7 protein-coding genes are annotated in these 12,990 nt (G+C 44.5%); 6 read left to right on the top strand and 1 reads right to left on the bottom strand.

The window, feature by feature from the left end; translation table 11 throughout:
* The first annotated feature begins 2 nt into the window (after positions 1 to 2).
* The 6 genes from P2W82_RS04065 to P2W82_RS04090 all read left to right on the top strand — a co-directional run bounded on the left by P2W82_RS04065 (position 3) and on the right by P2W82_RS04090 (position 10,876).
* Positions 3 to 5,111 (top strand): hypothetical protein, encoded by a 5,109-nt coding sequence (locus tag P2W82_RS04065; protein WP_336514561.1) that lies wholly within the window; start codon positions 3 to 5, stop codon positions 5,109 to 5,111.
* A gap of 222 nt (positions 5,112 to 5,333) precedes the next feature.
* The gene (locus P2W82_RS04070) at positions 5,334 to 7,070 is read left to right on the top strand and encodes a hypothetical protein (RefSeq protein WP_336514562.1); all 1,737 of its coding nucleotides are present in this window, start codon (positions 5,334 to 5,336) and stop codon (positions 7,068 to 7,070) included.
* A gap of 98 nt (positions 7,071 to 7,168) precedes the next feature.
* Entirely contained in the window at positions 7,169 to 7,711 is a 543-nt protein-coding gene (locus P2W82_RS04075; RefSeq protein ID WP_336514563.1) for an RNA polymerase sigma factor, read from the top strand.
* Between the two features lies 1 nt (position 7,712).
* Positions 7,713 to 8,537 (top strand): anti-sigma factor, encoded by an 825-nt coding sequence (locus tag P2W82_RS04080; RefSeq protein WP_336514564.1) that lies wholly within the window; start codon positions 7,713 to 7,715, stop codon positions 8,535 to 8,537.
* A gap of 762 nt (positions 8,538 to 9,299) precedes the next feature.
* Positions 9,300 to 10,016 (top strand): ferritin-like domain-containing protein, encoded by a 717-nt coding sequence (locus tag P2W82_RS04085; protein WP_336514565.1) that lies wholly within the window; start codon positions 9,300 to 9,302, stop codon positions 10,014 to 10,016.
* A 38-nt stretch (positions 10,017 to 10,054) separates the two neighbouring features.
* Positions 10,055 to 10,876 carry a ferritin-like domain-containing protein gene (locus P2W82_RS04090; RefSeq protein ID WP_336514566.1) on the top strand — a complete coding sequence of 274 codons (822 nt, stop codon included), beginning with the start codon at positions 10,055 to 10,057 and terminating at the stop codon, positions 10,874 to 10,876.
* Between the two features lie 227 nt (positions 10,877 to 11,103).
* Here P2W82_RS04090 and P2W82_RS04095 read toward each other — a convergent pair whose 3' ends face one another.
* The gene (locus P2W82_RS04095; protein ID WP_336514567.1) at positions 11,104 to 12,867 is read right to left on the bottom strand and encodes a carboxypeptidase-like regulatory domain-containing protein; all 1,764 of its coding nucleotides are present in this window, start codon (positions 12,865 to 12,867) and stop codon (positions 11,104 to 11,106) included.
* Positions 12,868 to 12,990: the final 123 nt, after the last annotated feature.

A 12,990-nucleotide genomic window follows, 5' to 3' on the forward strand; every position in this document is an offset into this window, starting at 1 on the left:
TCATGGAAAACATTACTGAACATCAGAAAAAAATTGCGCCGCTAAAAAAAACGCTTGATGCGGCAACAGCAGCATATTATGATGCTTTGCAGCAATGGTCGCTGTCCAATGGAACAACACCAGCAATTGCGGTTCTTGAATCTCTGGAAGGGAAAAGAACTGTAGCCAAACAAAATCTTGAAGAGGCAGTACGGCTATTTGGTAATAATCTTTCACCGAAAGATGCTTTGCAACAAATCAACGGCAATATCCCGATCCTGCTCATGCCCATTCGAATCGAAACGCGTTATGTTGTTGTGAAGCACGTAATACGGAACATCAATATAAAAGACGTGATATTCATCGACCCGATTCCCAGGATCAGCGAACAGTTCAAAAATACCGGGTTTGTGAAGAATGCTGATGGAACATTTTCATACTCATTACCCTCTCATCATCGCGTATTCAGAAATGCTGATGGCGCATTGAATGACTTCTCTTTTCTACCGGTTCCCGTAAGCAGAAAATACATCCGGAAGAAAAATGATATTCCGGAATTGCGGATCCGTTTTTATCCTGATGAAATTTCCATTGAAAACAGGGATGATCTTTTACAGATGGGCGAATGGGAAAGCGGAGAGCTGTTCTGGAAAAATGTTTGTGCAGGAAAAGAGGCACAGGAAGAATGGATACAGCTTACGTTAAAAAGCACTGCGCCGCGCGCAGCCTGGATCGTGAAACAGACGACTCCAACAAACTACACCATCGGAGGAGCACTTCCTGCAACACCGGCCTTCCCCGTAAGAAAATTGAAGGATGGCGCCTATACCAATGCACCTGCTGCTACCACCCTACCAGAGCGGTTCGTTGTACGTCTCTATAAGAATGACACTTTCAAAGAATTTATCGGCAATATCATTCCGCAAACCGTCAGGACTGGCATTGACCCGGTCGAAGATCCACTGAACAAACAAGCTGGTTCCGGTATGCAGATCAGTGGGAAATCAGTTCAGACTCCGGAGTACCTGCAATGGATACACGATTTCGGAGCAGCTGAAAAAATCGGGATGGCGATCCGGATCAATCTTAACGACTTTCCTGAATATAAAACAGGAGTTGATAAGATCATTGTCACCGGTGTACGATGTTCAGCAGATGAAAATGATTCTGCCGCGATACTCGAAACTCTTTTTGAAAATCATAAATACCAGGAATCGGGCACACAACTGATAGCCAGGGGAACTCCAACCAACGTAGTAAAAAAAGAAAACAGTGAACAGCAGCGAAAAGAAGAAGAAGCAGTCTTGTTTTTTAAAACAGATTTCAGCCGTAAAACGGCATTGCCTGCAAATACCGATGAAGCGAAATTGAAGAGTGCCATCAGTATACATAATAACTTTGCTTTACCCAATGGCAGCCTGATGGAATTGAATGATGCGACTACATTCAACCGTTTACTCTGGCCAGCAACATGGGGCTATTATTTATTGCAGTTGTTTAGTCCGGAGCTGGATGAACCCACAAGAAATCTCCTTAGGGAATTCTTTGTGACGAATGTCAGCGGACGAGGCACGCTACCTGTATTGAAAGTCAATAATCAACCTTATGGTGTGCTTCCTGTCAGTTCCTTAAAAGACTGGTCTTATGCTGAATCGACTACCACTCCTGAGGAAAAAATGCTCAGCAGACTCTGGCAACGTTTCTTACAGGCTCTTCTTCCCATATATAGAGCCGCGACCAGCAATATTGAAAATCTCAATGCAACAAGCCAGAGTACAGGGATTGATGAAGCCTTCCTCAAAATGATTGGTACGACTGCCGTTACCGGCAAAATGGAACGATCATGGCAGATCGGGCTGCAATTTCTATCTGTACTGCAGTTTTCAAAAAGTCCGGTGGACGCTGGTATCCTGATTGAAGATCCCTTGTACCGACCTGCTGTTGTAGAACGTAGCATGCTCGCCTCAAATATGCGTATGGATGCCTTCCCGCAAGCGACAAGATCATACCAGACTGAAGTGGATCAGCAGATCGAATTTCCATTGGGAAAAATTAAAGGAATTCCTGGTGAAAAAATAACAGCACTACCCGGTCAGAAAATAAATTACCTCGAATGGCTGACTACAGCAAAGATCATTGATGTATGGAACAACAACTATCCTTCTGATGGTACAGCTCCGATAACGTATAAGCCTACCCTATTTGAAGAACTTTGCCGCCAGGCATTACTGAGAACAGTATTGGAAACAGGCTTGGTCCTTGCTGAGAAGAATGAAGGTCTGCGACTTTTGAAGCTAAAAGATTTTGACGCGCTTCCCCTGCACAAAACAGCTTTGCAATTCAATGCCGCAGATAGTAACGGCCCCAATCTTTTCCTGCAGAACTTAAAACCCATAATCAATAGATATGCCTTAACGGGTACAATAAAAATAGAACCCGATAAAAAGACCTTGCTGCAAAGCACACTTGATTTTACGGGTGGACTGAGTTTTGCTGATTGGATCGATAAAAACAAAAAAAACAAAGCAAGCTCACCCACGAAGGAAGCATATGATGCTTTGTCTTATTTCGGCAAAATGCCCGTGTCTGATCTTGAAAAATTATTTGGTGAGCATTTTGACCTGTGCAGTCACAGACTGGACGCATGGGTCACTGGTTTATTTCAGCAACGTTTGAACTCATTCAGAAAGAAAAAGCCCACAGGGATTTATCTTGGCGGTTATGGGTACCTGTTGAATCTGAAACCATCAGCTAAACCAGCTATCATAATAAAAGATACCGAACCGGAATATATGTTGTCGTCTGCTGCAAACCAGAAAGATGCTGCAATTCCTTTGTTTCATTTCCCTCAGGCAAAAGCAAATGGCGTCATCCAGAACAAAACATGGAACAGGGCTTTCTTTTATTTAGGAGAATCCAGTGCTGCTGATCTGACAACAGATATATCATCAGGCATTGTTGAACCGGTACCAGGAGTAAATACCAATGCATCCGATGGATACCTGCATGCGCCGACACTTGCACATGCATCCGCAGCTGCGATTATGCGTAGTGGTTACAACAATCATAAAAACGATGACAAAACTTCATTGCTTTCTATACAACTCAATGCAGAAAGAGTGCGAACTGCTATGTCCCTGCTGGAAGCATTGCAGCGGGGTATTCCTCTCGGAACGCAAATGGGATATTATTTTGAAAGACTGCTGCACGAAAACAATGCAGATCATATTCTCCAGGATCTGCGGAATATTTTCCCGGTACATGTTCGTAATGATGGAAATTCCGGCATCTCACCGATGACCACCATCGATGGTATGGATCTGTTGAAACAAAGAGCTACCGATCCGGTCAATTGGCTGAATGCATTTCCCGACCTGGTATCGTCAAAACCAATCATTGAAAGAATAGCATTGTTACTGGAATCCTATCTCGATGCTTTAAATGATCTTTTGCTAACTGAAAGTGTATACCAGACGGTTCGTGGCAACAAAGCGCGAATGGCAGCTCCGTTGCGTACTTTGAATAATGCAGGTCAGCCTTCATCACCTGAATTCATAAAAAATCCCCAGAAAGGAAAAGCGATCGTACAACGCGTTGGCATCATTTTAAAAGCTTCGGGTACGAGCTGGACGAAAAAAGGAAATATCCGCAGTACGATGAGCCCTCTGATCAATCAATGGCTGGGCTCACAGTTACCGGCACCCGAAAAGATTGTCGCCGTCGTGCAAACCGGTGGTCAGACTTTCAAATTAAGCATGGCGGAAATGGATATCAGTCCGTATGATTTCCTTTTGTTTTTCCCAACTCAGTTTTCAGGAAATACAGCAAGTCCTCTTGATCTGATGATACAATTGGCTGTCACCAAAAAAAATTCGCTTCCAATACCTGCTGAGGCAACTGAATTTGTTATTGATTATAAAGACCGTACGAAATTGCTGAAAACGGAAATCAGCATATTTGAATGTGCAGGGCTTGTGAGATCATTAAAAAAACTGCTGGAAAGCAGCAAGGCATTATTACCTGAAGATTTCACATTACCTGTGCAGAAATCATCTTACCCATCCATTAAACCTGAAAAGCTGATTGCATTATTAAAAGCGCAAACAGGTGCCGCTGGTGTTTTTGGGCGATTGATCAAAACGCTTGACAGCAATATTAAACTGGTGGAGACAGCTGCAAGAACCAATAAAACCGGAGCCGCCTTAGAAACACCTGTAAAGAATCTTCTTACTGCAATCATCACCAGCTGGCAGGCGAACCTCAGGGATGTAGTCGCGCCTGCATTGTTTCGAATCGATCCGGCCGCTGTAACCGGACTAATTGATACTGGAAAGAAGATGAAAGCTGCACTTGAATTTAATCTTCAGAAATCCATCGGCATTATCAATTCGATTGCTGCCGGGCAGACTGAAATTGATGTGTATGATAAAGTGGCACAGGCATACAATGCGCTTATGGGAAATACAGTTTTGGCTGTGCCGGAGATTCTGCCTGTCAATGGTGTTGATCTGAAAACGCTTGTGACCAATAGAAGCAAAATCAAAAATTGTGGTGCAGAAGAAATGGAGCAATGGATCACGGAAGCTTCTCTTGTCAGAAAAAACATGTATGCATATCGATCAGCATTAAATTTTTCAGAGATTCTTTCTCCCGAAAAAATTACGCTGACGCCGATGGTGCTTCAGTTGCCTTTCAACAATGCCGACCAGGATTGGATCGGGGGAAAGATCAGTGATGCGATGCGTGAAACTGATTTTCCACAGGTGTCATTGGTGCTGGAAGCCGACGCAAGCTTTGCTCCGCAAAAGGCATTCAGTGGAATATTGATTGATGAATGGCCGGAATTCATTCCCGAAAAAATGAATGATACGGGAGTAAGTTTTCAATATGATCAGCCGGGGACTGAACCACCGCAGTCGTTGTTGCTGGCCGTGTGTCCGAAAACAGAAGGCAACTGGACCTGGGAATTTTTAACCGGAGCTGTTGAAGATGCGCTTGAGCTGGCAAAGATCAGGTTGGTGAGGCCTGAAGTAATTGAAACATTGCATCCGGGGTTGAAACATCTGCTGCCGGCGGTAATGGTTCCGTTTGCTGAGAAAAATTCGTTTACTCCCGTTGCGCAAAAACTTTGAGAGCGTTGTTCGTTGTTCGTTTTTCGTTGTTCGTTGAACAGCCGAAAAAGGGAATGATGATTGAAGCATCAGGATGTATGCAGTGAAATAGTGAAAAAAACAAGATAATAAGTAAGGTCTGAAAATAGAAAGAACAACAGGTAGTCTAATCGATGATCGATAAACGAAAAACAAACAACGACGAACGAAAAACGAACAACGAACAACGAACAACTAAATCACATGGCCGACGAAAGTGCATTATTATTCTGGCAAAAGATCAAACCATCTGCGGAAATAACTGATGTGGCGGAAGCTTTGCGCTGTGAAATTTATGACCCGCTGTGGATGATTGGCCGCCAATGGCAGGTGGGTGAGTTCAGAGCGGAAGACGCCGGCACGGCTGCGTTTGCAGCTGTTGATTCCATTTCATTTTATCCTGACAGCATATATGGGATAAATAATGGCAGCACAAAACTCAAACCCGCATTGGATGTTCCGATGAATACAACCATCGAAACGGTGCCGATGTTGTTTACGCTGCATATCCGGATCGAGGCTGCAAAGAAATGGAAGTCGATGCTGGCGTCAGCTGCAAAAACAACCATCTGGAAAAAATTTCTGGCATTGCCAGCCTTGCAATTTGCTACTCCGTCTAATATTTATCAGCCCGATAATGAAGTACTGACTTCATCTTCTAATGAAAACTTTTCTTCCTGGTTAGCTGCCACCGGTAATGGCAGGATGATCGATGGTTTTCTTTTGTATGAGGCATTGAAAAAGAAAAAAGCATCGGTCATTGCCGGCGCAACGGATCCGAAACTTGATGAATTGGGTGTTGCCTGGACGGCCTGGGTAGAAAAACTGGTAGGAATTCCGACGCCGAAAACATTATCTGCCTGGGATGCTTCGCGTCTGGAATACAGCGCAGAAATGATCGTTACGCAGGATGATAACAGTCAGCCTTACGTGCAGATGCCCGAATATCACGGACAGATGATGAGTAATTATTCATGGCAGGAAAAGATGCATGATCATGTAACCAGCCCTGCACGTGCAATTGAACGGCATAACTATATCCCGACACCAGTAAGCTTCCCGGGAATGCCATCACCGCGCTGGTGGGCTTTTGAAGACACAAGTATTGATTTCAGTAATATAAAAACAGACAATACTGATTTTGGGATGTTGCTGCTCGCAGAATTCGGTCTCATTTTCAGCAACGACTGGTTGCTCATTCCATTGACTACAATCGCAGGAAGTATTACGAAAATAAAAGCGCTTGATATTACAGATGTTTTTGGTGTGCAAACTTCTGTTCCGGGGGTAAAACAAAATAACTTCTGGGAGCTTTTTGGAAATGATTCATCGCATTCTTCGCAGATGATGGGTTCATTATATTTGCCGGTCCTTGCAGAACACACCATCGAGTCATTAAAAAATGAAGATGTGTTTTTCTTCCGCGATGAAATGGGCAACCTGGTATGGGCAATAGAGGAAACCATCCAGGATGGTACAGGTGAAAGTCTTGATGCAGATGATGCTGCCAGATCGCTGGAACTTTTTCTTTCGGGTATTGAAGGTCCCGCTCCCGATAATCCTCCACCGGCAGATGTGAAAAGCAATTACCGCTATGAAATCGCAAATACGGTTCCACCCAACTGGATACCGTTTATTCCAATAAGGCCAGACCCGGGTTCGGCGGAAATTGTTTTCCGGAGAAGTGCCATGCCGCGATTCAGCAGGGACTATGGGGCGAGTCGGATCAGACCGCGTACCCAGATCCTGAAAAACAAAGAAGCGGGCAATAAACGCTACGATATCCGCGAGGAAGAGATCCCGCTTTCAGGTATACATGTCAGTCAGGTGATACGCAGAACACGCGCAGCCGACGGAACCGTGTACACCTGGCAGGCACGCGTGAAAACCACCGGAAGAAAAAATCAGCAAGGTGGTCTGCAATTTGATAATATGGTGTAAACCAGCTTCAGAGCCTCCTTAAAAAAAATTGCCTGGTTACAGAACCATCGGGTATGCAAATACGTATTTGTAGATACCTGATTCTATAAATTTGTTTATTGAAAGCGATCGAGAGATATAGCGAAGAGCAATTGATCATTATGCTGAAGCAGCATGACCAGACCGCATTCAGTTATCTCTATGATAATTACTCAGCTTCATTATACGGAGCGATTGTAGCTATTCTGCCGGATGTGGAGTCTGCGCCGGATGTTCTCCAGGAAGTGTTTGTAAAAATCTGGAAACAGATCAGTGCCTATGATGATTCAAAAGGCCGCCTTTTCACCTGGATGCTGACTATTGCAAGAAATACTGCGATCGATACCATGCGCAGCAAGAGCTGGAAGAACAATAAAAGAAACAATGAACTTACGGAAGATCTGATCACAGGCGGAGTTACAGCATCACCCAATACAGATACCATCGGACTAAGAAAAATCGTACACTCGCTTCGCGAGGAGTATAGGGTGTTGGTGGAACTTTCCTATTTTGAAGGTCATACCCAGGATGAAATTTCAAGAAAACTAGGCATTCCTATCGGTACTGTGAAAACGAGGTTGAGAAAAGCCATTGCTGAATTGGGAACAATGATTAAAATGTAAAGTGGATATAAAGGAATACATACAAAGTGGCGTGATCGAAAGCTATGTTCTCGGACTGGCTGATCCGGCGGAAGTAGCGGAGCTGCAAAAGCTCCGGCTGCAACACCCCGAGATCCAGCAGGCCATTACTGATTTCGAGCTTTCACTGGAAAACAGTGCTGCTGCGAATGCTGTTCCTGTACCTCCTGATGTTAAGGCGAAAATATTTTCTGAATTGCTGCTGAATAGTCCGAAGGAACAACAGGCTGCAGTTGCACCTGTGGTAGAGATGAAAGATGCTGTTGTTAATCGTTATTCTTTTTTAAGAAAAGTGGCAGCTGCAGCAATTGTGCTTTTACTCGGAAGTGCGGCATTGAATGTTTATTACATCTCGAAGTATCGTTCTGTTGCCAAAGAAAATGCTGATCTCATCGCAGAGCGTAGTTCGATGTATGTACAAAAAGATGTGTATGATACCCGTATGCGCGAAATGGAAAACGATTTCCGGATGCTTGCTGATACATCGATGATAAAAGTTGATCTCAGCGGCACCGGCATTCCAGGGAAGGGCGGCAATTCCGCTATCGTCTTCTGGAAACAGGATACCAAAGATGTGTATATCGCCGGCAATAAACTTCCTCCTCCGCCATCAGGCAAACAGTACCAGCTCTGGGCATTACTTGATGGCAAACCGATCGATGCCGGGATGATTGGCGATTGCGCCACCATCTGCAAATTGAAAAATATTCCTGCAGCACAACAGTTTGCAATTACGCTTGAAAATACCGGCGGCAGTCCTACGCCGGATCTGAGTCAGTTGATGGTGATTGGGAAAGTGGGAGGATAGGCAGAAGGCAAAGGCAGTTGTTGGTTGTCGGTTTTCAGCCTGGCTACCGCCTGCCTGTCCGATAGGCAGGTTTTCAGAACGATTTTAGTGTTCATTCATCTTTCGCCAGCCCTATACTCTACACTAAAATTTTACAGATTTTTTTTATTGATCTGTGTGCCTTTTGTTTTTTTTGGTGCAAAAAATCTGCACCGGGAAGGCACAAAGTTCACAAAGTTAATTCACTCTTTCTTTCCCTCTGTTGCACTGGTCCAACCCGCAAGTGCCGGCTGGTCCTGCTTGCTGCTGCATACTCACCATTTCCTGGTTGTTCCCTTTTGCTTTCTGCCTCCTTACTGGTGCCTTGTATTCGGTTGTTCCTGGCGCCTGCTGCTACTTACTATGGCCTGGCTGATCTTTTTTCCTTTTTAACTTTTACCTGAAGAAAACCATACACAAATTCCCTCCGTATATAATAACGTTAAAGCTTTCAAGAGCAGAATCAGAAAGGAGGCCGCCTTTTCCAGGGTGGCTTCCCTATTTTAGCATTGTGCGTGTACGTTATATCTGGTATGATTTTAAATGTTGTTTTTCTATGTACTCGGTGCGCTATTAATCACCACAACGCGTATAAATCTCCGCACAGAAATACTTTCGAAATATTTTTCTGAATTAATACCGTGCTGCTGAAACTATTTCAAAACGGCTTTCGTAACTGAAGACATGTGCACGAAAAGAAACTGAACTGCACGGTTACAATTTTCCACAAAAAAATATTCAGTTATGAAAAAAAAGTCCGCTGAACTATTGATCACTCCTGAAAAAGCCAGCATTATTGAAATGCCGAAAGCAATGCATCGCCGGAATTTCCTTGTGCAACTCGGTTTCGGCGCTTCCGCTGCCGCATTTCTTGCAGCCTGTAAAAAAGATGATGATAATAATAACAAACCAGATGATGCCATCGACCTGGGCAGCGGCGATCCGGGAATTCTCAACTATGCCTATGCGTTAGAGCAGCTGGAAGCTGCATTCTACACCCAGGTGATCTCCTCTCCTTTCAGCGGCATAACCGCGTCCGAAACCGCGTTACTTACCGATATCCGCGATCATGAAATTGCACACCGGGAGTTTTTCAAAACCGCACTTGGCTCTGCAGCAATTCCTGCGCTTACACCGAATTTTTCCTCAATTAATTTCGGTGATCGCAGTTCGGTACTCGGCGCAGCAAAAACCTTCGAAGATCTTGGTGTGGCCGCTTATAACGGCGCAGGTAAACTGATACAATCCGAAGACTATCTTCTCCTCGCCGGGAAAATCGTTTCTGTTGAAGCACGCCATGCTGCTTACATCCGCGACCTGATCAGCAACGGCAGTTTTGCAGATAATACCGCTGTGGATGCAAATGGTCTTGATAAAGCCTTACCGCCTTCTGAAGTGCTGATGGCAGCTTCAGGTTTCCTGACATCAAAAATATACGGCGGCAACCTTCCCACTGCCTAGCATAACCGAAATTTTCGAAATTCCCAAAATCTGAAAAAATGAATATCAATAATATCATTACTGAAATTGAAAAAATAGATCCCGAAGTTTATGACAGGATGGATTCACGCCGGACTGCGATGAAAGGCTTTGCAAAGCTTGGAGCTAAGCTTGCGCTTACAGCTGTACCGCTGGCGCTCGGCGGTCTGTTCAAAAAATCTTATGGACAGGCAACCACATCGATAGTTGATGTATTGAATTATGCGCTCACCCTCGAATACCTCGAGTCAGAGTTTTATACGATGGGCTATGCAGCGGCAGGACTTATCCCTGCTGGTCCTGCGCAAGGTGCCATCATGACCATCCGGGATCACGAAGTTGCACATGTAGCTGCACTCAAAGCAACGATTGCGGCGTTGAACGGAACAGCTGTCGACAAACCTGATTTTGATTTTACCGCGGGTGGTGCATTTGCCAATGTGTTTACCAACTACGATACATTTCTCGCAGTGGCCCAGGCATTCGAGGATACAGGTGTGCGTGCCTATAAAGGACAGGCAGCTAAACTTATTTCCAACAATGATGTACTTACTGCTGCATTGCAGATCCATTCGGTGGAAGCGCGTCATGCATCGCATATTCGCCAGATGCGCCAGGCACGTAACACAGGTGTTACAAATAAACCATGGATAACGGGTAAGGATACCGGAGGAATCGGAGCCGCTGTTCAGCCTGTGTATAATGGAGAAGAAATAACCACGCAGGCAAACATAAACATCGCTGGTTTTAGCGGTATCAGTGCCAATGCTGCCTCTGAAGCTTTTGATGAACCATTGACGATGGAAGCGGTGCTGGATATTGTTACGCCGTTTTTAGCTTAACAGGCGATAAACAGCAGGCTGTTGATGAACACGCAGACTTACTGTTGTAACCATAAATAGCGGATGATGGTGTAAAAACCACAGAAGTGAAAAAGAATAGCTGAATGATGTGAGTAGGCATCAGCAGTACAGTACTGATCGCTGAAGTTTGAAACAGCTATTCTTCCCTGGAAATGCACAATCCCCGGCTTTGACCGGGGATTGGTGTTTAATATATTCAGGACTTATCAGCCTCGTTTAACCCGAAAAATTACTTTAGCGTTATAAGTCTTCGGTCCACCGGCACTATCTCTTAATATCGCATTGAAACCACCGGAAATAAATTCGCCCCGCACTCCGTATTGATTAACTTCCACTTTGGCCGAATCTTTCATTACAAGCTTTAAGGTTCCATTATTCACCTTGACTGTATGCAATGGATATTTACCCGGAGCAGCTTCACCGGTAAATGAAATATACGTATTGGGCCTGGGCTGATCTTTTCGCTTCACATCTATGACTGTTGCTCCACCCGTATACCTACCAGAAAGAAATGAATCTACCGGAGGCGAAAAGCCGAATTGAAGAGTATCACTAATGGTATAGTTGATATACTGATCAGCGGTATTGCCACAAGCCCGCTGATAATCTAACTGGTATTCACCGGATTCAACTTCTAAACTAAAAGGTTCGCTTTTTTCGCCCGTCTCTGTGTTCGTTACCGTTATTAATGCAGTTGCCTTAAAGTTGCTGCAACGACTGATCAGCACTGAAAAATTTCCATTTTCGATTTTAGCACGGTAATACATGTCATCCAGGAAAACATCAGTATAACCTTCCTGTAACAGATTACCTGAACATGTTACGGCACTACCGGAGATGGTTACCTGCTTCGCTTCAGGTACGGTCAAGACTACAATACCAAGATCAGAATCAGTGCCGAAAGGTCCGATATTCGATTCTGAAATCACAGCGCCACAGGAATTTAATACTTCCCGGCGCAATGGCGAGTTTGATGGTACCGGTCCCTGGACTACACCCGCTGAATCTGTCACTCCATACGATGAGGAATTATTTTGTGTATTTGTAAGTCGAACAGTAAAAAAGGGCAGTGAATGACCAGCATTATCAGTCAGTTTCATTTTCAGGGAAACGAATTCTCCAGGTTTGTCAACGTTCCAGAAACTAAAATGAGCCACTTCCCCAATGTAGAAATTTCCCTGCCTGGCAGCCATTCCCTGTTCAATCCATAAACCTGTAGTGTCATTAAAAAACCAGAGGGGAATAGTTTCAGGAGCCTGTGCCGACAGTGAAGCAGGGATTGGAAATTTAATGGTGGCTTTTTTACCTGAAGCGATATTCAGCTTTTCTCCGCCACTTCCTTCCAGCTCGACGGCAATCATACCAAAAGTCTGCAACAATTTCAATTGACTTGCAGAGTCAAGACCCGTCAGGTTGCCGGGCATCCTGGAATTAAGGTCGCTCGAAGTTGGATCAAGCCAGGCCGCATTCACTTTTACAGTTCCGTTATAAGCCGTATTGCCTGAAGTATTGATTATGCTGTTGGAACTGAACTCTACAGTGCTCCCACCGTCAATTGTAACCAGACCTCCTGCGCTCGCGGTAAAACTTCCTTTGTTGACCTTCGGAATCAATTCAATATTGACGTAGTTCACACTTCCCGATTGCACCATCAAAGTGCGGGTGCCTTTAAAATAACCTGTTTTCTCCAGAGTGACCGAGCCAGCTGTTTTGCCGATCTGAATATTGTTTAAATTAAAAATGCCATTCGCATCTGTCGTGGTGGTTGAGAGGTCTGAACGCACAGACGCATTTTCTACAGGTTTTCCATTTTCATCAAGCACCCGTCCCTGCACTGATGCAGTCACTTTTACATCTATAAAGGGATTTGGCGGCGGTTCAGGCGGAGGGACAGGTTCACCATCATGGTCTGTTTTCCTGCAGCCCAGAATCAGTATCAGCATTGAAAGATAGATAAGGTACTTTTTCATGGTACGGTCTAATCATGTTTTAATTAAATCACAGATTTTCAGCACACTAATAAACCCAAAAGCAGCCGGAATATTGCCTTTTCCGGGAGCATTTTTTATTAACGGCCACGTATTGGTGAACGG

This window comes from Pollutibacter soli (genome assembly GCA_029269725.1).
GTDB classification, from domain to species: Bacteria; Bacteroidota; Bacteroidia; order Chitinophagales; family Chitinophagaceae; genus Pollutibacter; species Pollutibacter soli.